The organism is Corallococcus sp. BB11-1 (assembly GCF_026626625.1).
GTDB classification, from domain to species: Bacteria; Myxococcota; Myxococcia; order Myxococcales; family Myxococcaceae; genus Corallococcus; species Corallococcus soli.
Map to the genome: position 1 here is coordinate 290,190 of NZ_JAPNJY010000004.1, position 23,432 is coordinate 313,621.

At 70.7% G+C, this 23,432-nt stretch carries 21 protein-coding genes; 13 read left to right on the forward strand and 8 right to left on the reverse strand.

Going from position 1 to position 23,432, the window contains the following annotated elements:
• Positions 1 to 23 precede the first annotated feature (23 nt).
• The 4 genes from OV207_RS06690 to OV207_RS06705 all read right to left on the reverse strand — a co-directional run bounded on the left by OV207_RS06690 (position 24) and on the right by OV207_RS06705 (position 6,619).
• Complete coding sequence (locus OV207_RS06690) at positions 24 to 2,096, reverse strand: glycosyl hydrolase family 28-related protein (protein ID WP_267553584.1); 2,073 nt, start codon at positions 2,094 to 2,096, stop codon at positions 24 to 26.
• 181 nt (positions 2,097 to 2,277) lie between these two features.
• Entirely contained in the window at positions 2,278 to 4,488 is a 2,211-nt protein-coding gene (locus tag OV207_RS06695) for an alkaline phosphatase D family protein (RefSeq protein WP_267553585.1), read from the reverse strand.
• Between the two features lie 168 nt (positions 4,489 to 4,656).
• On the reverse strand, positions 4,657 to 5,742 hold the full coding sequence (gene recA / locus OV207_RS06700; RefSeq protein ID WP_193347022.1) for a recombinase RecA: 1,086 nt from the start codon (positions 5,740 to 5,742) through the stop codon (positions 4,657 to 4,659).
• A 112-nt stretch (positions 5,743 to 5,854) separates the two neighbouring features.
• The gene (locus OV207_RS06705; protein WP_267553586.1) at positions 5,855 to 6,619 is read right to left on the reverse strand and encodes a hypothetical protein; all 765 of its coding nucleotides are present in this window, start codon (positions 6,617 to 6,619) and stop codon (positions 5,855 to 5,857) included.
• Between the two features lie 89 nt (positions 6,620 to 6,708).
• Here OV207_RS06705 and OV207_RS06710 point away from each other — a divergent pair, with 89 nt between their 5' ends.
• The 4 genes from OV207_RS06710 to OV207_RS06725 are packed head-to-tail and all read left to right on the forward strand — an operon-like array spanning position 6,709 to position 8,634.
• Positions 6,709 to 7,323, forward strand: coding sequence for an RNA polymerase sigma factor (locus OV207_RS06710; RefSeq protein WP_267553588.1), 615 nt, complete (start codon positions 6,709 to 6,711; stop codon positions 7,321 to 7,323).
• Positions 7,320 to 7,799 carry an anti-sigma factor family protein gene (locus tag OV207_RS06715; protein ID WP_267553590.1) on the forward strand — a complete coding sequence of 160 codons (480 nt, stop codon included), beginning with the start codon at positions 7,320 to 7,322 and terminating at the stop codon, positions 7,797 to 7,799. Before OV207_RS06710 ends, OV207_RS06715 begins: the two co-directional genes overlap by 4 nt.
• The gene (locus OV207_RS06720; protein WP_267553592.1) at positions 7,799 to 8,302 is read left to right on the forward strand and encodes a DUF3106 domain-containing protein; all 504 of its coding nucleotides are present in this window, start codon (positions 7,799 to 7,801) and stop codon (positions 8,300 to 8,302) included. The genes OV207_RS06715 and OV207_RS06720 overlap by 1 nt, the downstream gene beginning before the upstream one ends.
• Positions 8,299 to 8,634 carry a hypothetical protein gene (locus OV207_RS06725; RefSeq protein ID WP_267553594.1) on the forward strand — a complete coding sequence of 112 codons (336 nt, stop codon included), beginning with the start codon at positions 8,299 to 8,301 and terminating at the stop codon, positions 8,632 to 8,634. Before OV207_RS06720 ends, OV207_RS06725 begins: the two co-directional genes overlap by 4 nt.
• A 104-nt stretch (positions 8,635 to 8,738) precedes the next feature.
• Here the strand turns inward: OV207_RS06725 and glmS are convergent, their stop codons facing one another.
• On the reverse strand, positions 8,739 to 10,574 hold the full coding sequence (gene glmS, locus OV207_RS06730) for a glutamine--fructose-6-phosphate transaminase (isomerizing) (RefSeq protein ID WP_193347016.1): 1,836 nt from the start codon (positions 10,572 to 10,574) through the stop codon (positions 8,739 to 8,741).
• 103 nt (positions 10,575 to 10,677) lie between these two features.
• Positions 10,678 to 12,078, reverse strand: coding sequence for a bifunctional UDP-N-acetylglucosamine diphosphorylase/glucosamine-1-phosphate N-acetyltransferase GlmU (gene glmU, locus OV207_RS06735; RefSeq protein ID WP_267553596.1), 1,401 nt, complete (start codon positions 12,076 to 12,078; stop codon positions 10,678 to 10,680).
• Positions 12,079 to 12,505: 427 nt separating this feature from the next.
• Between glmU and ggt the strand changes: the two genes are divergently transcribed.
• The gene (gene ggt / locus OV207_RS06740) at positions 12,506 to 14,224 is read left to right on the forward strand and encodes a gamma-glutamyltransferase (protein WP_267553598.1); all 1,719 of its coding nucleotides are present in this window, start codon (positions 12,506 to 12,508) and stop codon (positions 14,222 to 14,224) included.
• 13 nt (positions 14,225 to 14,237) lie between these two features.
• The gene (locus OV207_RS06745) at positions 14,238 to 15,020 is read left to right on the forward strand and encodes a TatD family hydrolase (RefSeq protein WP_267553599.1); all 783 of its coding nucleotides are present in this window, start codon (positions 14,238 to 14,240) and stop codon (positions 15,018 to 15,020) included.
• A gap of 154 nt (positions 15,021 to 15,174) precedes the next feature.
• Here the strand turns inward: OV207_RS06745 and OV207_RS06750 are convergent, their stop codons facing one another.
• Complete coding sequence (locus tag OV207_RS06750; RefSeq protein ID WP_193347013.1) at positions 15,175 to 15,450, reverse strand: hypothetical protein; 276 nt, start codon at positions 15,448 to 15,450, stop codon at positions 15,175 to 15,177.
• 326 nt (positions 15,451 to 15,776) lie between these two features.
• Here OV207_RS06750 and OV207_RS06755 point away from each other — a divergent pair, with 326 nt between their 5' ends.
• The 5 genes from OV207_RS06755 to OV207_RS06775 all read left to right on the forward strand — a co-directional run bounded on the left by OV207_RS06755 (position 15,777) and on the right by OV207_RS06775 (position 20,093).
• The gene (locus tag OV207_RS06755; protein ID WP_193347012.1) at positions 15,777 to 16,031 is read left to right on the forward strand and encodes a hypothetical protein; all 255 of its coding nucleotides are present in this window, start codon (positions 15,777 to 15,779) and stop codon (positions 16,029 to 16,031) included.
• Between the two features lie 137 nt (positions 16,032 to 16,168).
• Positions 16,169 to 17,041, forward strand: coding sequence for an amidohydrolase family protein (locus tag OV207_RS06760; RefSeq protein WP_324291502.1), 873 nt, complete (start codon positions 16,169 to 16,171; stop codon positions 17,039 to 17,041).
• Positions 17,042 to 17,142: 101 nt separating this feature from the next.
• Entirely contained in the window at positions 17,143 to 17,520 is a 378-nt protein-coding gene (locus OV207_RS06765; RefSeq protein WP_120535258.1) for a response regulator, read from the forward strand.
• A gap of 84 nt (positions 17,521 to 17,604) precedes the next feature.
• A complete protein-coding gene (locus tag OV207_RS06770; RefSeq protein ID WP_267553603.1) occupies positions 17,605 to 18,438 on the forward strand; it encodes an ABC transporter ATP-binding protein in 834 nt (277 codons plus the stop codon).
• Positions 18,435 to 20,093 (forward strand): hypothetical protein, encoded by a 1,659-nt coding sequence (locus OV207_RS06775; RefSeq protein ID WP_193347009.1) that lies wholly within the window; start codon positions 18,435 to 18,437, stop codon positions 20,091 to 20,093. Before OV207_RS06770 ends, OV207_RS06775 begins: the two co-directional genes overlap by 4 nt.
• A 21-nt stretch (positions 20,094 to 20,114) precedes the next feature.
• Here the strand turns inward: OV207_RS06775 and OV207_RS06780 are convergent, their stop codons facing one another.
• Positions 20,115 to 21,536, reverse strand: a complete 1,422-nt coding sequence (locus OV207_RS06780) for a vWA domain-containing protein (RefSeq protein WP_267553605.1) — start codon at positions 21,534 to 21,536, stop codon at positions 20,115 to 20,117.
• Positions 21,537 to 21,663: 127 nt separating this feature from the next.
• On the opposite strand from OV207_RS06780, the gene OV207_RS06785 reads away from it, so the two are divergent.
• Together OV207_RS06785 and OV207_RS06790 are read left to right on the forward strand one after the other, a co-directional pair.
• Positions 21,664 to 22,563 carry a histone deacetylase gene (locus OV207_RS06785; protein WP_267553608.1) on the forward strand — a complete coding sequence of 300 codons (900 nt, stop codon included), beginning with the start codon at positions 21,664 to 21,666 and terminating at the stop codon, positions 22,561 to 22,563.
• Between the two features lie 83 nt (positions 22,564 to 22,646).
• Positions 22,647 to 23,354, forward strand: a complete 708-nt coding sequence (locus tag OV207_RS06790) for a hypothetical protein (protein ID WP_267553609.1) — start codon at positions 22,647 to 22,649, stop codon at positions 23,352 to 23,354.
• Positions 23,355 to 23,432 lie beyond the last annotated feature (78 nt).

The window sequence follows — 23,432 nt, forward strand, 5'->3', positions numbered from 1 at the left end:
GCCTCCCAGCGGCGCGCCGCGCCCTACCGCCGGACGAGTCGGATGGCGTCCAATGCGACGTTGTAACCCGTACTCGCCGCGCTCTTCCCCACCACCGTGAAGGTGAACAGCTTGGGCTCCAGGTCGGTGAACGTCACCGTCCCCAGCTCCACCTCCGCGTACGCCGTGCCGCTGGAGTACTCGTCCCGCGTCCCGCCCACCGCCACGCCCCCCACGTCCAGCCGGTACTGCCCGCGCCCGCTGTTGCGCTTGGTCAGCACCCGCACCGCGAACGTGCCCACCGTGCGGGGGTAGAGGGTGTACGTCACCTTCGCGCCCACGGCGTTCGTGTTGTGGTAGCGGATGCCGCCCAGCTCCGCGCCCGTCTCCACGGTCGTGGACGACAGGTCCCCGGCGCTCGTCGGCTTCAGGTTCTCCGCCTGGTACACCAGCGCCCGCGCGTCGTGCTCCACCGCGCGCCCCAGGCGCTTCTGCGTCTGGTCCACGTAGAGCGACTGCGGCACCAGTTCGTTGCCGGACGTCGCCACCTCCGCCAGGTCCGCGGGCGCCGTCTTCGTCGTCACCGACACGTCCACGTTCGTCGCGCTGCCGCGCATGCCAATCACGTAGCCCTGCCCGTACTGCTGCGAGCGCACCATGCTGGAGCCCCCGTAGGCCGGGGGCTTCGCGCCGTTGGTGTTCCAGAACACGCTCTGCGTCGTGGTGACGCCGTGGCTGACCGTGCCATAGGGCGTCCGGTCCGCCGCCTCGAAGCGCTCCAGGTAGAGCGTCGTGTTGTCCACCAGGTTCGCCGCGCTCAGGTGCATGTGGAAGTCGGACACCTTGTCCCCGTTGGACGACCGGTTGTTGAACAGCACGTTGCCGGTCGTGTGCATGGAGCGGAAGTCGAAGTTGTGCCGCCCGCCAAACGCCACGCTGTCCTTGAAGAGGCTGTCACTGCCGCGAATCGAATACAGGTAGCCGTTTCCGCCACCGCCCATGTACTGCGGCTTCTCCATCTGGCACGCATCCACGGTGACGTTGCGCGAGTAATCCAGGTCGATGCCGTTGGACAGCAGGTGCACGTCCTGCGTGTTGGATGGAGGCCGGTAGGAATTGACGCCGCGCACCCACCCATCCACCACATGGTTCATCCGCACCGCCGCCGCGTCGTGCATCTCATACGCGCCCGTGCCCGGCACGCTGTGGTCCTCCTCGCGCGTCCCCGGCGTGGGGTTCTCCCGCATGCCGATGGACAGGTGCTCGATGCCCACCTCCGACAGGTGCGCGGGGATGCCATACACGCGCGCCGCGTCGCGCATCAGCAGGCCCTGGCGCAGCGGGATGTCCAGCGTCAGCGTCCGCGTGGCCGCGTCCACCGCCACCACCCGCCGGTAGAAGGACGGCCCCGGCAGCGACGTCCACGAGGTGCCCATGTTGAGCTCCCCGCTGCGCGCGGCCGTCAGGTCCGCCCGCACCACCACCCACGAGCCCACGGGGAAGCTGGCCACGCTCGCCACCTGGACGCGCGTCGCCTGGTTGGGCGCGTCCTGCGTGAGCGCCACCGACGCCGTCGCCGCGGACGTCCAGGACACCGTGGACTCGCGCGGGCCCACCAGGATGACCCGCTTGAAGCGCATGTCCGTCGCCGCGTTGTAGAGGAACGTCGCCGTCGCGCCCTGCCCGCGCAGCACCACGTTGCTCTTGCCGAGGTACAGCGCGTATCCCTTGCCCGTCGGCGGCGCCACCCGGTACGTGCCCCGGGGCAGGTACACCACCCCGCCGCCCGCCACCGCCCCCGCGTCGTTGAGCGCCTGCTGCAACACCGCCGTCACGTCCGACGCGCCCGTGTTGTCCGCGAAGTACGGCGCCTGCGTCACGTCCAGCACCCGGTCCATCCGCACCGGCGGCTCCGCCTGCCGCTGCCGGTAGCCCGCATAGGAGAAGTCATGCAGGAACTGCGACGCGTTGCCCGGCCGCGTGTCCCCCGGCTGCCAGCCCTCCGGATACAGCACGCTCCGCCACGGCGCCGCCTCCGCGGCCACCGGCGCCCCCACCGCCAGCATCCACCCCAGCCCCGCTCCCAGCAGCCCCTGCAATCCCTTGCGTGCGCCCACGATGAACTCCTCCCCGCTGACGGGTCCGGGCTCCCCCGGCCGTGTTTCATCGCAAAGGGAGCCGTATCCACGCAAAACAGTACAAACCAGCAAGAACGAAAAGCCCACCTGAAACACCCGGGGCCGCGTGGGGAGTGTCCCCACGCGGCCCCGAAGGCCCTTCAGGCTTCAGCCGTCAGCGTCAGACGGGCTGGATGTCGCTGTTCTTCACGCGGAAGGTGCGGGCGGTGAACTTCGACTCCAGCTCGCTGCCGTCGCGCTTGGAGTAGTCCTTGCTCACCTCGCCGGCGGGGATGAGGTGGAAGGTGGCGAGCGTTTCGTCCGCCTTCACCTCCACCACCACGAAGCCGTGCGAGTCCGCGTCCGCGAAGCGCAGGCCGGGGTTGGAGTCCTGGAGCGTCTTCTCCATGTTCGTGACGGCGTACTGGTACACGGGCGCGCCCGGGGCGTAGCCCGCGCCCAGCAGCGCCAGGCCCGCCAGGCTCTTGATGGAGCCGGAGGTGATGGCCGGGGCCGTCAGCGTGGGCACGCCCTCCTCCACCGACGCGAACGACGCGTGGATGTCGCCGGAGAGGAACAGCGTGTTCGTCACGCCCGCCTTGAGCGTGTTGAGCATGACCTTCTTCTTCGTGGGGAAGCCGTCCCACTGGTCCACGCTGAAGTAGAAGCGCTGGCGCAGCGTCGGGTCGTAGATGTCCGTCTTCGCGCGCAGGTCCCAGATGAGCGCCGACAGCGACGTGGAGCTCACCACCATCTTCCAGGTGTTGGTCGCCGTGGTCATCGTCTGGTTGAACCACGCCTCCTGCTCGGGGCCGAACACGTTCTCGCTCTCGCCCGCGGTGGCGCCGTACTTCACCGCCGCGAACACGTCGAAGGTGTCCTTCACCACCACGTAGCGCGAGCCCTGGATGTTGAAGAGCGCGCTCTTGCCCATGTGCACGTACGCCATGCCCCGGGGCGCGCCCGTCGTGGGGATCTCCAGCGCGCCGAAGCCCGCCGCCTTGAACACCTGGTTCACGTAGAAGAGCGCCAGCGGGCCCTTCACCCAGGTGCCCACCTTCTGCGCGGCCTCCGCGTCCGTCAGCCCCGCGGCCTTCGCCTGGCTCAGGTACACGCCCTGGAGCACCTGCTTGTGCTGCACATAGGCCGGGTCATCGATGTTCACGTACGCGAACGTGTCCCCGGAGAAGGCCTGCTGCGCGGGCGCCGGCAGGGTCGCCAGCACCGCCGCGTCCAGCGCCACCGCGCCCGGGTACGCGTCCTCCGGGATGAGGTGGTCCGGCCGGTAGCTGCGGTAGTCCGTCACCAGCAGCTTCAGGTGCCGGCCGTACTCGAAGTCCCGGAAGATGCGGGTGCTGGGGAAGCGCGGCTCGCTGTCCACGTTGACGACGCCCTCGGACGTCTGCGCCGTGTCCAGCGGGATGAACTCCAGGAACGCCTGCTCCGCGTTGTGCTTGCGCTCCAGCTGCGTCTCGTCCCGCTTGCCGTCCTCGTACGTCGCCACGTCCCTCCAGCAGTCGTCGGAGAACTCGTGGTCGTCCCAGGTGATGATGAACGGGTAGCGCTCGTGCGCCGCCTGCAGCTGCCGGTCGCTGCGCACCGTCTTGTACAGGTCGCGGTAGTTGGACAGGGTGTTGGCCGCCAGGAACGCGGTGACGCCCGTGCCCTGCGCCAGCGCGCCCTGGGGCTCGCTGAAGCGCACGGAGCGGCCGCCGCCGGAGGACTGGAAGGACGTGTCGCCCGTCGTCTCGTAGACGTAGTCCCCGAGGAACACGACGAAGTCCAGGTCCTCGCCCAGCTGCACCAGCCGCTGCCACGCGTTGTAGTAGCGGCCAATGAAGTCCTGGCAGCTGGCGAAGGCGAACTTCACCGGCACGTCGTCACCGGCCGCCGGCGCCGTGCGCGTGCGCCCGACGCGCGTGGTGTGCTTCTGGCCGCCCTGCTCGTAGGTGAAGCGGTAGTAGTACGTCGTGCGCGGTGACAGGCGCGTCACCTTCACCTTCAACGCGTGGTCGTGCGCCGCCAGCGCCGTCACCTCCAGCTTGTCCACCACCAGCGAGGAGAAGTCCTCCGTCGTGGAGACGTCCAGCCGCAGGGGCAGGTCCTCCCCGGCGCGCGCGGTGTCCTCCACGCGCACCCACAACACCACGCTGTCCGGACGCGGATCCCCCGACGCCAGCGACTGCGGGAAGTAGGGCGAGCCATCCGACGTGAGCGACGTCTCATCGTCGGAGCATCCAAAGGTCGTCGTCGCCGCGACAGCAACCACGGCTTGCAGGAACGTGCGGCGTTTGAAGGGGTTGAACAAGGCGATGGGCTCCAGCGGGAAGCAGGTGAAGGGGGTTTCCCGAGCCCGGGAGTCTAGAGGTGCTTCCCCCTCCAGACGAAACATCCCCGCCACACGCCCGCATGACCTCGCGCGTCACGCACCCCGGGCCCTGCCCCGCAAAGGAAAGGGGCCGACCGCCCGTGAATGGCGACCGGCCCCTTCCTTCAGGTCCGCGCGCGCCGCTCCCCCCGGAGGAACGCGGCGGACCGGATGTGGCTGCGACGTGAGGCCCTACTTCACGGCCTTCACGCGGGGACGCTTCTCCCCTTCCGCGGGCTCCGCGGGGGCATCCGCGGCGGGCGCGCCAGGAGCCGCCTTGCCGATGCCGTACTTCTCCAGCACCAGGGTTTCGATCTCCTTCTGGGTCTCCGGGTGCTCGCGCAGGTACTCCTTCGCGTTCTCCCGGCCCTGGCCGATGCGCTCTCCCTTGAAGGAGAACCAGCTGCCGCTCTTCTCCACGATGTTCTCGTTGGAGGCGAGGTCGATGAGGTCGCCCTCACGGGAGATGCCCGTGCCGTACATGATGTCGAACTCGACTTCCTTGAACGGGGGCGCGACCTTGTTCTTCACGACCTTCACGCGGGTGCGGCTGCCCACCACGCTCTCGCCGTTCTTGATGGCGCCCACGCGGCGGATGTCCATGCGCTGCGACGCGTAGAACTTCAGCGCGTTGCCGCCCGTGGTGGTCTCCGGGTTGCCGAACATCACGCCAATCTTCATGCGGATCTGGTTGATGAAGATGACGCACGTCTGGCTCTTGGAGATGGTGCCCGTGAGCTTGCGCAGCGCCTGGCTCATGAGGCGCGCCTGCACGCCCATGTGCGCATCGCCCATCTCGCCTTCAAGCTCCGCCTTCGGCACGAGCGCGGCCACCGAGTCCACCACCAGCACGTCGATGGCGCCCGAGCGCACCAGCATCTCCGCGATCTCCAGGCCCTGCTCACCGGTGTCCGGCTGGGACAGGAGCAGGTCGTCCGTGCGCACGCCCAGCTTGCGCGCGTAGCCCACGTCCATCGCGTGCTCCGCGTCGATGTAGCCGCACACGCCGCCGCGCTTCTGCGCCTCCGCGACGATGTGCAAGCAGAGCGTCGTCTTGCCGGAGGACTCCGGCCCGAAGATTTCGATGATGCGCCCTCGCGGCACGCCGCCCACGCCCAGCGCGATGTCGAGCGAGATGGAGCCCGTCGAAATGGCCTGGATGTCCTTCATCATCGGCTCGTCGTTGCCGAGCCGCATGATGGAACCCTTGCCGAACTGGCGCTCCACCGCGGCCAGCGCCAACTCGATCGCCTTTTCCTTCTCCTGATTCACGGCCATTTCTCGTCGCTCCTTGGAAGAGTGGGCCACCCCGGCCCACCTGAACGCGCTTTTAGTACGCGATGGGTAGACCCTAGTCCACCCCTCTGACATCCGTTTTGGGTTCTGCCGGTCAGCTCTTGCGCAGGGCGGCCAGGAAGGCGGCCACCAGCCCCCCCAGCCCCGCTGCCCAACCGGCCGGGACGTCCGGCACCAGCAACATCCCCAACCCCAGCCCGGACACCACGGTGAGCAGCGCCAGGGCTCCGCGATACAGGGCGGAGCCCACCGAGGCAACCGTCAGCAGCGTCAGGCAGACCAGGGTCAGGAGCCCCTGGAGGATGAGCAACCCGCCAGGCGGGACGAGCCCCGTCGCGTGCAGCAGCACCTGGGCCGCCAGCGCCCCCAGGCCCACCGCCAGCGCCGGGAAGGGCCCGCCCCGGGGCGGCGACAGTTGGGTGCCCAGGACCGGCGTGCTCCGCAGGTGCTCCAGGTCCTCCGGGCGCACCTCCAGGGCATAGGGGAAGCCCAGCGCCAGCAGCGACTCCACCGCCGCGGCGCGGCAGGTGCGCCCGTCGGCGTCCACCAGCCCCTCCAGGGTGCCGCCCTCCAGCAGCCGGTGGAAGGCGTCCGCCTCCACCCGCCCCCCGCCCTCCGCGGCCAGGTCCGCCAGCAGCTCGTTGAGCTGCGCCGCCAGCCGCAGCCGCTCCGCCCCGGAGGCCCGCCGGGCCTGCTGCGCCAGCAGGAGCATGGGCAGCGGCGAGCCCAGCGGCGGGGTGGGGGTGCCGCCCTGGGCCGAAGGTTCGGGCTCCCAGGCCGCCAGGTCCGAGGGGGCCCCCTCCCCGCCTTCAACGGCGGAGGAGGATGTGCGCGGACGTGGGCGGGAGGCGTCACTCAAGGTGGCGAAACTGTAACCGGGGCGGCCCTCGGGGTTCAAAGTGGAGACGCCCGCAACTTCCACCGGGCAACGGGGTTGATGCCTGACGGATGGAATGGGACCCGGACACGCAGGCGATGCTGAAGGTGGCGGCGGGCGACAAGCAGGCCTTCGCCTGGCTCTTCGACCGGCACCACGCGAGTGTGGCCCGCTTCGCGTTCCGCTTCGTGGGCGACCCGGCGCGCGCGGAGGAGCTGACCCAGGACATCTTCGTGAAGCTCTACCGCCACGCGCGCGCCTACAAGCCGACGGCGAAGTTCAAGACGTTCCTCTTCCGGGTGGCCACCAACCACTGCCTCAATGAAATGCGGCGCGGGGAGTACCGCGTGGCGCGCTCCCTCGTGAAGGCCCCGGACGCGGACGCGGACGAAGACGCGGCGGGGGCGGTGGAAATGCCCGGGCCCGACGGAGACCGGCCTGACCAGGCGCTGAGTGGCCGGGAGCTGGAGGCGGCGGTGGGCGCGGCGCTGGGGGACCTGAGCGACCGCGAGCGCGCGGCCTTCACCATGTGCCGCTTCGAGGGCATGGCGTACCGGGACATCGCGGAGGCGCTGGAGGCCAGCGAGGCGGCCGTGAAGAGCCTCATCCACCGGGCCACCCTGGCGGTGGCGCGCAGGATTGAAGCGTTGCAGGCGGGCACCGTGCCCGCGAGGAGTCGGGCATGAGCTGTGCGTATGAAGAAGACCTGACGGCCTACGTGGACGGGGAGCTGCCGCCCCCGCACCGCGCCCGCGTGGAGGCCCACCTGGGCACCTGCGCGGCCTGCCAGGGGACGGAGCGGCTGCTGCGCGTCACCGTCGCGAGGATGGCGCGGCTGCCCGCCTTCACGCCCTCCCCCTCCAGGCGCCGCGACGTGCTGGCGAGGCTGGACGCCCTGCCGCCCACCTGGCGCGAACGGCTGGCGGCGCTCCTGCGGCCAGGCCTGCTGGTGCCTTCGCTGGGCGTGGCCGCCGCGGCGGTGCTGGCGCTGCTCGTGATGGGGAGGGGCGGCGTGGAGCCCGCGGCGCTGGACGAACTGGACGCGGGCGCGTTCGAGGTGGCGACGAACCTGGAGCTGGTCGAGGACTACGAAGTGCTGGGGCTCGACAGCTCCGACGACCTGGAGGTCGTCGAGAACCTCCACGAACTGGGGATGCCGTGATGATGGGAAGAACGACCCTGGCGGCCCTGGCCGTGGCGGTGACGCTGGCCCTGCTGCCGGCCACAGCGGCCCGCGCGGCGAACGCCCCGACGCCCACGGCCGCGGAGCGCTTCGAGCAGTTCCCGCCGGAGCAGAAGGAAGCCCTGCGCGCGAAGCTGCGTGAGTTCAAGGCGATGCCGCCCAGGGAGCAGGCGCGCGTGCGCGAGAACCTCCGGCGCTGGCGGCAGCTCCCACCCGAGGAGCGGGAGCGGCTGCGCACCAACCTGCGCGAATTCCGGCGCCTGTCGCCCAAGGAGCGGCAGGCGGTGCGCGAACACGTGCGCGACCTGCGCGGCCAGTCCGCGGAGCGCCGCGCGGAGCTGCGCCAGCGGATGCGCGCCTACCTGAAGGAGCACCCGGAGCGGCGCGAGCAGATCATGGAGAACCTGCGCCGCTGGCGGCAGATGTCCGCCGAGGAGCGTCAGGAGGCTCGCGAGCGGCTGCGCGAAAGGCGGCGCAAGTGACGCTCGCCCCCCGGTGGCTGCTGCTGTTCGCGCTCGCGGGCGCCCTGCCCGCCTGGGCGCGGGAAGCTCCGGAGCAGCCCGCCACCACCGACATCCGGCGCGACGCGCCCGAGAGCACCGGCACGGAGGCTCGCACCAGCACCACCGATGCGCGCCGCGAGGAGCCCGCGCCCACCGGTCAGGCGCGCCCCGCTCCCACCGACGCGCGCCGCCAGGAGCCCGTGCTCACCGAAGAGGATCGCGAAGTGGTGGACAACCTGGAGCTGCTGGAGTCGCTGGACGCGGCGGCGGACCTGGAAGTCCTGCTGGAGCTGGCGGAAGACGCCCCCTGAGCGCCCCGGAGGCGTCTGACCACCGTGAGGAAACGAAGAAGCCCGGGCCCCTGCTGGAGGGGACCGGGCTCTTTCGTTGCGTCAGGCGCTGAAGCGCCGTGTCGCTATTCGACCGTCACGCTCTTGGCCAGGTTGCGGGGCTGGTCCACGTCGTTCCCGCGCATCTCCGCCACGTGGTAGGCGAGCAGTTGCAGCGGGATGGTGGCCACCACCGGCGCGAGCAGCGCCGAGGCGGCCGGGATGCGGATGACGTGGTCGGCCAGGCTGTCCGCCTGCGCGTCGTCCTCGTCGATGACGGCGATGACCTTGCCACCGCGCGCGCGGACCTCCTCGATGTTGCCGATGATCTTCTCGTACGCGACGTGCGGATGCTTCGGCGCCAGGACGACGACGGGCATCTTCTCGTCGATGAGCGCGATGGGGCCGTGCTTCATCTCACCGCCCGCGTAGCCCTCCGCGTGGATGTAGGAGATCTCCTTCAGCTTGAGCGCGCCCTCCAGCGCCACCGGGTGCATGGGGCCGCGGCCCAGGAACAGGAAGTCCTGCGCGTTCATGAACTCGCGCGCGACGCGCTTCACCTGCGGCTCGCACTTGAGCACGTCCTCGATCATCTTCGGCACCTGGGTCAGCTGCGTCAGGTGCTCCTGCGCGGCCTCCACCGACAGCGTGCCGCGCATGCGGCCCAGCTTCACCGCCAGCAGGTACAGCGTCACCAGCTGCGTGGTGAACGCCTTGGTGGACGCGACGCCAATCTCCGGGCCGGCGTTGGTGAGGATGTGCAGGTCCGACTCGCGCGTCATCGCGCTGCCAATGACGTTGCAGATGGCCAGCGTGTGCGCGCCCAGCCGCTTGGCCTCCTTGAAGGCCCCCAGCGTGTCCGCCGTCTCACCCGACTGGCTGATGGCGATGACCAGGTGCGACTTCTCCACGATGGGGTCGCGGTAGCGGAACTCGCTGGCGAGCTCCACCTCCACCGGCAGCCGCGCCAGCGACTCAATCATGTGCTTGCCGGCCACGCCGGAGTGCCACGACGTGCCGCAGGCCAGGATGGTGACCTTGGTGAAGGACTTCACCTGCTCGGCGGCGAGGTTCCAGGTGTCGAAGTGGACGTCGCCTTCCGACAGGAGCATCCGGCCGCGCAGCGTGTCCGCGATGGCGCGGGGCTGCTCCCAGATCTCCTTGTGCATGAAGTGCTTGTAGCCACCCTTCTCCGCCATCATCGGCGTCCAGTCGATGCGGCGCGTGGGGCGGTTCACCAGGTGGCCCTGGCGGTTGTAGATGTCCACCTTGGCGGCGGTGATGACGGCCAGGTCACCCTCCTCCATGTAGACGAAGTCGCGCGTGTGCTCGAGCAGCGCGGGCACGTCGCTGGCCACGAAGTTCTGGCCCTCGCCCAGGCCCAGCACCATGGGCGACGCGTCCTTCGTGCACACGATGCGGCCCGGGTCCTTGGAGCACACGACGACCAGGCCGTAGGTGCCCTTCACCTGCTGGATGGCGGCGCGCACCGCGTCCGGCAGGTCCACGCCGCGCTCCACCTCTTCGGAGATGAGGTGCGCGAACACTTCCGAGTCCGTCTCCGACGCGAAGACGTGGCCGCGCGCGCGCAGCTCCATCTTCAGCGCCAGGTGGTTCTCGATGATGCCGTTGTGCACCACCGCCACGTTCTTGTACGTGTGCGGGTGGGCGTTCTCGTCGGAGGGGCGGCCGTGCGTCGCCCAGCGCGTGTGACCGATGCCCGTGGTGCCCTTGGGCAGGTCCTGCACCACCCGGTTCTCCAGGTTGCGCAGCTTGCCCGTGGCGCGCACCACGTTGAGCTGGTTGCCACTCACCACCGCGACGCCCGCGGAGTCGTAGCCCCGGTACTCGAGCTTCTTCAGGCCCGACACCAGGATGGGAGCAGACTCCTTGTCACCGACGTAACCAACAATCCCGCACATGTTCCTGCCTCTTTCTCGACCCGCGCCCGCCAGAGCAAACCACGGGAAACCTTGTCACGCCCAACCACGCCCTACCGTCCGACCACCAGGCAGGCGTCAGGACTCAGCCTGCCTTCACCTTCGCCTGCCGCGCCTTCTTGCCCGCCACCCAACCCTCCTTCACCACCTGCGGCGCGCGGGACACAGCGAGGCTCCCCGGAGGCACATTCTTCGTCACCGTGGTGCCCGCGCCGACATACCCGCCATCCCCCACCTTCACCGGCGCGACGAGCTGCGAGTCGGAGCCGATGAAGACCCCGTCGCCCAGCTCCGTCAGGTGCTTGTTCACCCCGTCATAGTTACAGGTGATGGTGCCCGCGCCGATGTTGCAGCCCGCGCCAATGTTCGCGTCCCCCAGATAAGTCAGGTGGTTGGCCTTGCTGCCCTTGCCAATGCGGGCCTTCTTCGTCTCCACGAAGTTCCCCAGATGCACGTCCTCTGCCAACTCGGTGCCGGGCCGCAGCCGGGAGAACGGGCCAATGACGCACCGGCCGCCCACCCGCGCCTCCTCCAGCACCGAGTAGGGCTTGATGTGCGTGCCATCCTCCACGTGGGAGGCCGTCAGCACGCTGCCCTGGCCGATGATGACGTTCTTGCCGACGACGGTGCCGCCCGCGAGCGTGACGCTGGGGCCTACCTCCGTGTCGGTGCCAATGGTGATGCCCTCTTCGATGTACGCGGTGGCCGGATCCTGGATGGACACGCCCGCGCGCATGTGGGCTTCGTTGATGCGCTGCTGGAGGACGCGGGCGCGCGCCGCCAGCTCCACCTTGTCGTTCACGCCCGCGGTCTCCGTGGCGTCCGCGTCCACCGCGCCCACGGGGCCCTGGCGCGCGGCCATCTCCACCAGGTCGGTGAGGTAGTACTCGCCCTGCGCGTTGACGGGCTTGATCTCCGCGAGCGCCTTCCACAGGAAGGACGCCTCCACGGAGTAGATGCCCGCGTTGCACTCCTTCACCGCGCGCTGCTCCGGGGTGCAGTCCTTGTGCTCCACGATGCGGGACACCTTGCCGCCCTCGCGGATGACGCGGCCGTAGCCCGTCGGGTCCTCCAGGGTGGTGGACACCATGGCCAGCACGCCGCCCGCGGCGTCATGCGCGGCCAGGAGCGCCTGGAGCGTCTCCTTGCGCAGCAGCGGCACGTCTCCGTAGAGGATGAGCACGCGGCCGTCGTGGCCCTTCAGCGCGTCCTGGGCGGCCTTCACCGCGTCCGCCGTGCCGCGCTGCTCCTTCTGGAGCGCGAAGCGCAGGGGCGCGTCCGGGAAGTGGGCGCGGATGGACTTCTCCACCTCCGCGGCCTGGTGTCCCACCACCGGCACCACGGACGTGGCGCCCAGCTCCAGGGCCCGCTTCAAGGGATAGGCGCAGATGGGACGACCGAGGATGGGGTGAAGGACCTTCGCCTTCTCCGACTTCATCCGCGTGCCCTTGCCCGCGCACAGGACCACCGCTGCCAAAGCTGTCATATGCGGCGGAGAATTAGGGACCGCCGATCAACTCGTCAACCGCGCGCGGGCGTCAAAACGGGCCGGGGGCCTTCCGGAGAAGGCCGGACGCTGACTGCCACACACAACGTGTTGCGCTGGACGGTGATGCCGTAGCGCGGCTTCAGGAACGTCGTCAGCCGCACCGGAGCAGGGGCCGGCACCGGGGCCGGCGCTTCACTGGGGTTTGGAGGACTCATGGACGCCACCAGTCGCTACACATGCCCCAAGAGTGCCTTGGCTCCCATCACAATCCAAGGAAAAAAATGTCGTCCAGTTGAAACCCTGGTCCTGGTGCGAGGCTTGGTGCATTAGGGAACGGCCGGAAATCACAAGGAAAGGCGTCCAGGTGGGAAATACACACATTGGAGCTGTCGGGTCTGGACTTGCCCGGGCGGTAGGACTCGCGGTGCTACTGGCGACGGCGCCGTCCCTGGCGGCGCGGCCCTACCGGGGAGGTGCGGTGGCCACCGCGTACCCACCCGCGAGCGAGGCCGCGTTGAAGATGCTGGAGAAGGGCGGCAACGCGGTGGACGCGGCCGTGGCGGCCGCGTTCGTGGCCGCGGTGGTGGGTCCCTATCACTCCGGGGTGGGCGGCGGCGGGTTCGCGCTGGTGCACGAGGCGAAGACGGGCGACACGCGCGTGCTGGACTTCCGCGAGGTGGCGCCCGGGGCGGCGTCCCGCGACATGTACCTGAAGGACGGCGCGCTGGTGCCGGGGCTGTCCACGGACGGCGCCCTGAGCGTGGCGGTGCCGGGCGCGGTGGCGGGCTACCTGGAGCTGCTCGCCACGCACGGCAAGCTCAAGCCCGCGGTGGTGCTGGCCCCGGCCATCCAGTGGGCCCGGCAGGGCTTCTGGGTGACGCCCAAGTACCAGCAGATGGCGACGGGCCGCGCGGAGTGCCTGCGCCAGGACCCGGAGGCCGCGCGCATCTTCCTGGTGAAGGACGCGCAGGGCGCGTTCGGGGTGCCCCCCGTGGGCCACCTGCTCAAGCAGCCGGACCTGGCGCGCACGCTGGGCCTCATCGCGAAGGGCGGCGCGAAGGCGTTCTATTCAGGCCCGGTGGCGCAGGCGATGGTGAAGTCGGTGAAGGACGCGGGCGGCGTGCTCACCCAGGAGGACCTGACGGCGTACAAGACGCGCAAGGCCACGCCGCTGGAGACCACCTACCGGGGCCACCGCATCCTCACCATGCCGCCGCCGAGCGCCGGAGGGCTGGCCGTGGTGCAGGTGCTGGGCATGCTGCAGCAGCTGCGGCCCCAGGGCGTGCCGTACCGCGACCCGGATTCGCTGCACCTCTACGTGGAGGCCGTGCGGCGCGCCTACGTGGACCGCGCGAAGTACCTGGGCGACCCGGCCTTCGTGCAGGTGCCGCTGGAGCGGCTGACGTCGCCCGGCCACATCGCGGACCTGGCGGGCAGCATCGACCCGAAGAAGGCCACCGCGAGCGCTTCGCTGCTGGCGCCGGTGACGGGCGGCCCGGCCTCCACGCTGCGCCGTGATGGGGGCCCCCTCACGCCGGAGCCGGAGAAGAAGAACACCACGCACATCTCCGTCATCGACAAGGACGGCAACGCGGTGGCCCTGACGACGACGGTCAACTACAGCTTCGGCTCGTGCCTGGTGGGCAAGGGCACCGGCGTGCTCCTCAACGACGAGATGGACGACTTCGCCGCGCAGCCGGGCGTGCCCAACGCGTACGGGCTCGTCACGGGCGAACCCAACGCCATCCAGCCCGGCAAGGTGCCCCTGTCCTCCATGTCCCCCACGCTGGTGTTCGCCAGGGAGGACCCGAAGCGCGTGATGATGGCGGTGGGCAGCCCCGGCGGCTCCACCATCCCCACCACCGTCATCCAGGCCATCACCAACGTGGTGGACCAGGGCATGGACGTGACGCGCGCGGTGGGCGCCGGCCGGCTGCACCACCAGTACCTCCCGGACGAATTGTGGGTGGACCGGTGGGGCCTGGAGCCCGCGACGCTGGCCACGCTGGAGGCCCGCGGCCATAAGATTCGCCGCCTGGAGGCCTGGGGGGACGCGGAGGCCGTCTACAGCGATCCGCGCACGAACCTGCGCTATTCATCCAGCGACCCGCGCAACGAGGGCGCCGCGCTGGGCCAGGACTGAAGGAAGGAGCACCGTGCCCGAGCCGCTGCCGCTCTTCGATGCGCACCTCCACCCGGAGGCCCTCACCGACCAGGACCTGGAGTCCATGCGCTTCTTCGGCGTGGAGCGGGCCCTGGTGGTCGCGCATCACTTCCCGGAGCCGACCGCCAAGGGCCTGCGTCAGCACTTCGACCACCTGGTCGAACGACAGCTGCCCCGGCTGGAGCGGCTGGGCATCCGCGCCTGGGCCGCCCTGGGCGTGCATCCGCGCTGCATCCCCCGCCGGGGCCTGTCGGAAGTCCTGGGCCACCTGCCGGACTACTTCGAGGGTGGCCGCGTGGTGGCCCTGGGCGAGACGGGGCTGCACGCGGGCGGCGAGGAGGAGGAGGAGGCGTTCCTCGAACAGCTGGCCCTGGCCCGCCAGCTCAAGCTGCGCGTGGTGGTGCACACGCCCCTGAAGGACAAGGAGCGCCACACGCGGCGCATCCTCACGCTGCTGCGCCAGTCCGGGCTCGCGCCGTCGCGTGCGCTGGTGGATCACGCCAACGGGCGCACCGTGCGCACCATCCTGGAGGTGGGCCACTGGGCGGGGCTGACGCTGCACCCGGAGGCGCTCCAGGCGGACCGGGCGGTGGCCCTGGTGCGGCGGCTGGGCAGCGAGCGCCTGGTGCTGGACTCGGACGCGGGCGACGGCGCGGGGGACATCCTGGGCCTCGCGCGCGCCGCCAACCTGCTGGGCAAGGCGAAGCTGTCCGAGCGACTCGTGCGCCGTGTCACCCGCGACAACGCCGCGACCTTCTTCCAGATCCACGACTGAGCGCGACAAGCGCGCCCGGTGCGGGTGGCGCCCGCCGCCTGAAAAGGCACCCGGGCGCCAGGGCTTGTAAATGCAGCGGGCCCCGCGCGGTGAAGCGCGAGGCCCGGGATTTACAACGCATGGACCCACCGGCACCCGAGGGTGCCGCGAGGACCTAGTTCACCGACACGGAGACGGACGCTTCGGGGTGCAGGGTGATGGCCTGCGCGTCCGGCGCCAGCCGCACCTGCACGGGGACGCCCTGGGAGCGGTACTCCGCGAGGGAATCCGCCGCCTCGTCGAGCAGCTGCTGGTAGCGGTCCTCCAGCTCCACGGCGATCAGCAACATCGTCTCACCGGCGTCCGTGACGCCCGGCCGGTACACCTGGCACCGCTGGAACCGCGCCCAGCGACCGTTCTGCATCTTCACAAGCTCGCCGTCGTAAGCCATGCGCAGCTCCTCACGTGGGGGATCCGACGGAGGCAATGTAGAGTCGAATCCGGGCGCTGTCATCCCCCTGCTTGAAAATTCGTAAACCCTCCATGATTCCAGAGGGTTGAAGGCACTCCAGGGGGAGCGTGGAGGCCACCGCCGGACCGGGCCGGCGCAAAATGTAAAGTTCATGACTGTCAACGCGGTTAACCCCGCCCCGGGGGCGATGCCGCGTTGCGCTGTCAACACTTCGGGCGCTGGGTCGGGGCCTGGGGAGCGACCGGGGAATCCGGGGTGGGGCGGACGCATGGCACGCGGGCGGGGCATCCCTTAGATTCCACCGGATGAAGTTGCCCCTCCTGTTCCGTCGCGACCGACCCACGATTGCGTCCGCCAACGCGCAGGAGCACGCGGAGCGGGTGATCGCCGAGTCCCTGCGCGTGCTCGGTCAGGTGTGCACGAAGGTCGCGGACGCCATCGAGGCGCAGCGGCTGGAGCGCAAGGGCTACGCGCACAACAGCTACCTGCGGCGCATGGATCAAGCCGACGAGGCGGACGACGCCTCGAAGTCCGGCCCGTCTGGCGCGGGCGGCGGATGACGCGGTCCCCCCCGGAAGCGGCCTCCACGCTTTCGGGCGGGCCGTCCGGGGCCCCGCATGCCGCGCCGGACGACGACGTCCCGGCGCCGTGCCTGGCGTCGGCGCCCTCGTGGCGGGAGCTGGGCATCCGCCTGCCCATGCCCGCGCTGGCGGACGAGGAAGGGCCGCGTGTCGCCCCCGGCCTGCCGCCCGTCGTGGACGCGCACGTGCACCTGTTCCCCGATCGCGTCTTCGAGGCGGTGTGGCGCTGGTTCGACCAGCACGGCTGGCCCATCCGCTACAAACTGCACACGCCCGGCGTCCTGTCGTTCCTGTTGTCCCGGGGCGTCGAGCGCGTGGTCGCCCTGCACTACGCGCACAAGCCGGGCATGGCGCGCGCCCTCAACGCCTACGTGGCCCAGGTGGCGAAGGACGAGCCCCGCGTCATCGGGCTGGCCACCGTCTTCCCGGGGGAGCCCGGCGCCGCGGACATCCTGGCGGAGGCCTTCGCCCTGGGACTGAAGGGCGTGAAACTGCACTGCCACGTGCAGTGCTTCGCCCCGGACGCGCCCGCGCTGCAGGAGCTCTACGAAGCCTGCGCCCGGGCCGGCAAGCCGCTCGTCATGCACGCGGGCCGCGAGCCGGCCAGCCCCCGCTACCCGTGTGATCCCTACGCGCTGTGCTCCGCGGAGCGGGTGGAGCGGGTGCTGAAGGATCATCCGAAGCTGAAGCTGTGCGTGCCCCACCTGGGGGCGGACGAGTTCGACGCCTACGCGCGCCTGCTGGAGCGCCATGACACGCTCTGGCTGGACACCACGATGACAGTGGGCGGCTACTTCCCCGTGCCCCTGCCCCGCCAGGTGCTGGAGGTGCGGCCGGAGCGCATCCTTTACGGGACGGATTTCCCCAACATCCCGTATGCGTGGGACCGGGAGCTCAAGGCGCTGGTGGACCTGAGGCCGGGCGGGGACGCGCTGGCGGGGGTGCTGGGAGGGAATGCCTTGAAACTCTACGGGGAGGTCGGATGTTGAAAAGAAACGCAACCCCTTCCGCAATGGAAGAGGCATTCCCATCTTCGTGCCCATAGAATCGCGGTCCCCAAGCAGACGCCGCCATCCCAGAGGCCATACCCATGTCGAACATCCTGGTCGTCGACGACGACGCGAGTCACCGCACGCTCATCTGCGATGCCCTCCAGGAGATGGGCTACGACACCATCGAGGCCGCCAACGGTCGCGAGGCGTTGGACCTGCTGGAGGAGGACATCCCGGGCGCGGTGCTGCTGGACCTCCGGATGCCGGTGATGAGCGGCTGGGGCCTGCTGGACGCGCTCAAGAAGATGCCCCGCGCGCGCAACCTGCCCATCATCATCATCTCCGGCTACGGCTTTGAGTGGGAGGCGGAGCTCGTCGGCGCCGCCGGCTACATCTCCAAGCCCGTGGACCTGGACAAGGTGCGCACCACGGTGCAGCAGATCGTCGGGCCGCCCGAAGTCGCCATGGTGCACTGAGTCGCGAGCAGCAGGCAGGCTGCGACATCCGTCAACCCGAGGATTGTCGGCGGCCCCAGGGAACGTGGTGTGATGGCGTCCTTCATGACGCCCCCCCTTCCCGAACCCACCAGCCCCGAGCTGGCCATCGACGCCCGCGGACTCGTCAAGCGCTTCGGTGGCTTCACCGCGCTGGACGGGCTGGACCTCCAGATTCCCAAGGGCGCCTTCTACGCGTTCCTCGGCCCCAACGGCGCCGGCAAGTCCACCTCCATCGCGCTGCTCACCGGCGTGTACGGCCCGGACGCGGGCTCCATCCGGATGCTCGGCGTGGACGCGGTGGCAAGGCCCCTGGACGTCAAGCAACGCGTGGGCGTGGTGCCGGAGGAGCTGAGCCTCTTCGAGCGCCTCACCGGCCGCCAATACCTCACCTTCTGCGCGCGCATGTATGGATTGAGCGGGGCGGAGGCCGCGGCGCGCGCGGTGGAGCTGCTGGAGCTGACGGAGCTCACGTACAAGGCCGGCGCGCTGGTGGCGGAGTACTCCAAGGGCATGCGCCGGAGGCTGGCCATCGCCGCGGCGCTCATCCACGGGCCGGAGCTGGTGCTGCTGGATGAGCCCTTTGAAGGCATCGACGTGCTGGCCGCGGGCGTCATCCGCGAGCTGCTGCGCGAGTTGAGCCGCCGGGGCGTGACGCTGCTGCTCACCACGCACGTCCTGGAGATCGCCGAGCGGCTGGCCACGCACGCGGGCGTCATCCGGGGCGGACGCATGTTGGATCAGGGCCCGGTGGAGGCGCTGCGCCAGCGCCACGGAGCGCCCACGCTGGAGGCGGTGTTCGAGAAGCTGGTCGCCGTGCCGGCCGCGCGCAACGCGAAGCTGTCCTTCTACGCGGAGCCCGTCGCGACGGTGGTGCCGCTGCGCCGGGAGTCCGCGTGAGCCCGCGTCCGCCCGTCCCCGGGTTCTTCCGCCACCTGCTGCTGCTCTGGGGCCTGCGCCTGCACCTGGGCCTCAACCAGGGCCCCGGCAAGAGCCGGCTGCTCGCGGTGGCCGCGTTCCTGGGCTCCAGCGCGCCGGGCGTGCTGCTGGGCCTGTCCTTCTTCAAGCTGATGCGCCTGGGCACCATCGCGCACAGCAACGTGTGGCCCTACTTCATCCTCAACCTGCTGTGCTTCGTCACCGCCGCCACCTGGGTGACCTGGCCCCTCTTGTCCGCGGGCGTGGATGACCACTCCGAGCTGTCCCGCTACGCCGCGTTCCCCATCTCCCCGTTCCGGCTGCTCATCGGCTCCACGGTGGCCAGCCTCTTCGAGCCGCGCGCGCTCGTGTTCTACGCGCCCCTCACCGGCGCGGCGGTGGGCTACGCGTCGCGGCACCGGCTGGCGGCGCCCTGGCTGGCGGCGGTGCTCTACGTGCTGTTCGCGCTGTTCTGCGCGGCGTGGAGCCGGGTGGGCCTCTACACGGTCATCAACGTGCTGAAGGCGAAGCACAGCGCGCGCATCATGGGCGGCGGGATGCTGGCGTTCCTCGTGGCCGCGTCGTTCATCCCGCCCATCGACACGTCGTGGCTGACGAGCGTGGGCGAGGCGGGCGTGGGCGCGCTGGACATGAGCCTCATCATCAACGCGGCGGTGGCGCTCAGCCAGGTGCCGCCGGGCTACTTCGGGGACGGGCTGGGGCAGCTGGCCCACGGGCGCGTGCGCATCGCGCTGCTGGAGGCCGCGGGCCTGCTGTTCTTCACCGGCGTGGGCATGGCCGTGGCGTATGCGCTGCTGTTGCGCTTCCACCGGCAGTCGGGCCGCTCCGGCGGCGCGCGGGTGGACGGCGCGGACAGCGACCCGTTCGCCACCACGCGCACGCGCTTCGACACGCTCTTGCGGCGCGAGGTCCTGGACCTGTGGCGAAACCCGCGCGCGCGGCTGCTGGCGGCGGTGCCCTTCATCCTGGCCATCCTGCTGAAGCTGCTGTCCGGGCGGGACCTCTTCGTGTACCTGCTGGGCAACAGCGCGGACGCGTGGGTGATGGGCGGCCTGAGCATCTATGGCGCCGTGGTGATCGCCTCCACGTTCTCCCAGAACACGTTCGCGTACGACGGGCACGGCTTCGCGGTGTTCCTGGCGGCGCCCCTGGACCTGGCGGACGTGCTGCGCGCGAAGAACCGCGTGCAGGGCGTGGCGGCGCTGGGGATGGCGGTGCTGGTGGGGTTGTTCTACCGCGTGTACTTCGGCGCGGGCACGCTCGTGGACTTCCTGTGCGCCATGGCCGCGGTGGCGGCGGTGGTGCCCCTGCTGCTGGCCGCGGGCAACTTCCTGTCGCTGTACTTCCCGGTGAAGTTCCACGCGAGCCTCAAGCGGCGGGACAAGGTGCCGCTCACCGCGTCGATGCTGGGCATCCTCGCCGCCAGCGTGGGCTGCATGCCCTTTGGCCATGCGCTGAAGCTCGCGGGGAAGGACGGACCGGGGTGGCAGTCCGTCGCCTTCATCGCCGGGTGCGCGGTGCTCCACTTCCTCGTCTACCTGGCGGTGCGCCCGCTAGCGATGCGCCTGTTGGATCAACGCCGGGAGCTGGTGCTCCGGGCGGTGACGCGCGAATAGGCGCACGCTGGAGGGGGCGACTCAGTACGCCACGCCGAACTTCGCCGCCTGGGTCTTCACGCTCTTCATGACGTTGGCGTCGAAGGCGTCCTCCTTGGGGGGCGCGTTCTTCGTGAGCCACTGGTCCCGGTCGCTGGCGAGCTTCGCGGCCTGCTGCTCCAGCGCCTTGCGCTCGGTGGCGAGCTGCTTGACCTTCGCGGACTGCTCCTCCTTCTTCAGGCCCCGGAGCTCCGGGGGCAGCTCGTCGTCCCGGATGGAGGCGAGCGCGGCCGGCTGCTCCAGCAGGTCCACCGCGCCGCCAATCGCCGAGGGCGCGCTGCTCACCTCCGCGGCGGCGGCGCCTGCCTTGCCCGCGCTCCGGCTGGTCTTCATGTAGCTGATGCGGTCCGCGGCGGCCTCCGCGCTCATGCCCTTCATCACGTCCGCGCGCGCCTTGTTCATCGCCTGCGCCTCCTTGCGGCCCGCGTAGAGCGTCTTCGACGCCAGCTCCGCGTTCGTGCGGGACAGCTCCGCGTCGAACGGCGTGGCCACCGCCACCATGCCGCCCGCCGAGTCGATGGAGTCGAACGTGCCGTCCGTCAGCTTCGCCACGTAGCGCCAGGAGGCCTCGGTGGCGTCGTCCCCACCGCAGCGCACCGTGTTCACCACGATGTGGCGCTCCTTCGCGCGCTGGGACCACAGCTTGAAGTCCCAGGCCGCCTCGCGCCGGGCCGGGGGCGCGTCGCCCACGAGGAAGATGACCTTCATCACCTCGCGGTCCTGGTTCCACTTGAGCAGCGACACCGCCTCGCCCAGTCCGCGTCCCACGTGCTCGGGGGAGTCCCCGCCGCCGTCCGCCTGGAGCTTGCGCAGCTCCGCGAACACCGCGTCCAGGTCGTCGTTCAGGTCGAAGCGCTTCGTCACGTAGGCGTCACCCACGTCGCGGTACGCCACCAGCGCCACCTTCAGGTGCGGCGTGGGCTTGCCCTTCGCGATGCGCGACGCGATGGAGAAGATCTTCTGCTTCGCGCCCTCCAGCAGCCCGCCCATGGACCCGGTCGTGTCCAGCACGAAGGCCACTTCAATCTCCGGCCGGGCGCTCTGCGACGGGCCTCCGGGGACCTCCTGCTTCTGGCTGTCCGGGACCGCCGGGGGCTGCCCGGGCGCATGCGGCGCGGGCGCTCCTGTGCCGGAGGGCTTCACGGCCGGGGGCGGCGCGGGCATCGCGTGGACACCGGGCTTCGTGGCGGCGGAAGGCGGCGCGGCGGTGGGGGTGGCGGCCGGCTTCGTGGCGGCGGCCTTCGCGTCGGTGGGCGGCGAGGGCACGGCGACGACGCCGGGCTTCGCGGTCGCGGAGGCCGCCGGTGGCGCCAGGACGGGCGTGACGGCCAGGGCGGAGGTGGCGGACAGACCGGTGGCGAGCGCGGCCGTCAGGACGGCCCGCGAGAGGGGCTTCAGGTTCATGGTGGGCTCCGGAATTGAGCGGCGGGGCGGGCAGCTCGCGCCGCCTGCTCCTGTAACGGACAGGCCCGCCGGAAGGTCTACGCCCTTGGGTTGCGGCCCTCCCCGCGCGGCGTTACGCCCCGGGTCCGTGCGTGTCTTCCACTCCGACCGGTACGCCGTCCCCCTCCCCGCGGGCCACCGCTTCCCCATGGAGAAGTACCGCCTGCTGCGCGAAGCCCTGCTGGAGCGCGGCATCCTGTCCCCCGCGTCCCTCCTTGAAGCGCCCCGGGTGGAGCGGGCCGACCTGGAGCGCGTGCACACCCGGCGCTACCTGGACGCCTTCTTCGGCGGCACCCTCACGGACGCGGAGCTGCGGCGGCTGGGCTTCCCCTGGTCGCCCCTGCTCGTGGACAACGCGCGCGCCTCCGTGGGGGGCACGCTGGCCGCCGCCCGCGCGGCGCTGGAGGACGGCTTCGGCGCCAACCTGGCCGGCGGCACCCACCACGCCTTCCCCGACCATGGGGAGGGCTTCTGTGTCTTCAACGACATCGCCGTGGCCATCCGCGTCCTCCAGGCCGAAGGCGCCATCCAGCGCGCGGTGGTGGTGGACCTGGACGTGCACCAGGGCAACGGCACCGCGGCCGCCTTCGCGGGCGACCCGTCCGTCTTCACGTTCTCCATGCACGGCGAGCGCAACTTCCCCTTCCGCAAGCAGCCCTCGCACCTGGACCTGGGACTGGAGGACGGCGCGGGGGACGCGGAGTACCTGGCCCTGCTCGACGCCCACCTGCCCCACGTCCTGGAGTCCGCCCGCGCCGACCTGCTGTTCTTCCAGGCGGGCGTGGATCCGCTGGCGGAGGACACCCTGGGCCGGTTGTCCCTCACCCACGCGGGCCTGCGGGAGCGGGACCTGCGCGTGCTGAGGACGGCGCGCGAGCGGGGACTGCCCGCGGTGCTCACGCTGGGCGGCGGCTACGCGAAGCCGTTGACGCCTTCGCTGGAGGCCCACGTCGGGACTTATGTGGTGGCCTGTTCGTTGTTCCGCTGACGTCCCCCTTCCCTCTGGCCGCTTGCGGGGGCCTTCACCCCCGGCCCATGCTGAACGCCGCTTCGTCACCCAGGAGAGCCCCCATGCCGCAACCCCTGTCCCGTCTCGCCATCCTCGCCTGCGCGCTGCTGCTGGGCTGTGGCAGTGGGGCGCCGTACTACCGTCTGGACTGGGCGGGCGCGGACACGGTGACGGTGGCGCCGGGGGACTCCATCCCCTACCCCATCACCGTCCAGCGCATCGCGGACAACCCGGGCGAGGTGCGCGTCCGCGTGACGGGCGCCCCTGAAGGGGTCACCGTGGGCCCGGACTTCGTCCTCCCCGAAGGACAGACCCTCATCGAGTCCACCCTCACCATCGACGTCGCGGCCAACACCACCGCCTTCGGCGTGGGCGGGGTGCGGTTCGTCGCCGAGGATCCCGCCAACGACGTCACCGCCAGCAGCGGCGTCGCCATCGCCATCCTGGAGCCGCCCGAGCCCCAGCCGGACTTCTCCATCGCGGTGACGCCCAGGCAGGTGGACCCCCTCCCGGGCGCGCGCGCCCAGACGGTCGTCACCGTGACCCGCGCGGAGGGCTTCACCGGCCCGCTCGTCATCACGCTCGAGTCGCCCACGAAGCGCCTCAGCGCCGAGGCGCTCACCCTGGCCGAGGGCCAGACGAGCGCCCCAATCTTCGTCTCGACGGATCGCTCGCTCGGCTACGTGCCCATCATCACGCGGTTCGTGGCCACCGCCCCGGACGGCCGCACCGCCAGCACCGGCTTCACGTTCAACCTGCGCAACTTCTAGGCTCCGGACCCCGAACCCGGAGACGCAAGCAGGCCCCCTTGCGAGCCTGCTTCGTCCCGGGTGCGCTCCGGAACGTCC

What these genes read in the sequence shown, in the direction of transcription:
- OV207_RS06695 (WP_267553585.1), bottom strand. Translation starts at nt 4,488, where the DNA reads ATGTTTCGTCTGGAGGGGGAAGCACCTCTAGACTCCCGGGCTCGGGAA.
- OV207_RS06770 (WP_267553603.1), top strand. Translation starts at nt 17,605, where the DNA reads ATGACGCCCCCCCTTCCCGAACCCACCAGCCCCGAGCTGGCCATCGAC.
- OV207_RS06760 (WP_324291502.1), top strand. Translation starts at nt 16,169, where the DNA reads ATGCCCGCGCTGGCGGACGAGGAAGGGCCGCGTGTCGCCCCCGGCCTG.
- OV207_RS06755 (WP_193347012.1), top strand. Translation starts at nt 15,777, where the DNA reads ATGAAGTTGCCCCTCCTGTTCCGTCGCGACCGACCCACGATTGCGTCC.
- OV207_RS06720 (WP_267553592.1), top strand. Translation starts at nt 7,799, where the DNA reads ATGATGGGAAGAACGACCCTGGCGGCCCTGGCCGTGGCGGTGACGCTG.
- glmU (WP_267553596.1), bottom strand. Translation starts at nt 12,078, where the DNA reads ATGACAGCTTTGGCAGCGGTGGTCCTGTGCGCGGGCAAGGGCACGCGG.
- OV207_RS06715 (WP_267553590.1), top strand. Translation starts at nt 7,320, where the DNA reads ATGAGCTGTGCGTATGAAGAAGACCTGACGGCCTACGTGGACGGGGAG.
- OV207_RS06780 (WP_267553605.1), bottom strand. Translation starts at nt 21,536, where the DNA reads ATGAACCTGAAGCCCCTCTCGCGGGCCGTCCTGACGGCCGCGCTCGCC.
- glmS (WP_193347016.1), bottom strand. Translation starts at nt 10,574, where the DNA reads ATGTGCGGGATTGTTGGTTACGTCGGTGACAAGGAGTCTGCTCCCATC.
- OV207_RS06710 (WP_267553588.1), top strand. Translation starts at nt 6,709, where the DNA reads ATGGAATGGGACCCGGACACGCAGGCGATGCTGAAGGTGGCGGCGGGC.
- recA (WP_193347022.1), bottom strand. Translation starts at nt 5,742, where the DNA reads ATGGCCGTGAATCAGGAGAAGGAAAAGGCGATCGAGTTGGCGCTGGCC.
- OV207_RS06790 (WP_267553609.1), top strand. Translation starts at nt 22,647, where the DNA reads ATGCCGCAACCCCTGTCCCGTCTCGCCATCCTCGCCTGCGCGCTGCTG.
- OV207_RS06750 (WP_193347013.1), bottom strand. Translation starts at nt 15,450, where the DNA reads ATGGCTTACGACGGCGAGCTTGTGAAGATGCAGAACGGTCGCTGGGCG.
- OV207_RS06765 (WP_120535258.1), top strand. Translation starts at nt 17,143, where the DNA reads ATGTCGAACATCCTGGTCGTCGACGACGACGCGAGTCACCGCACGCTC.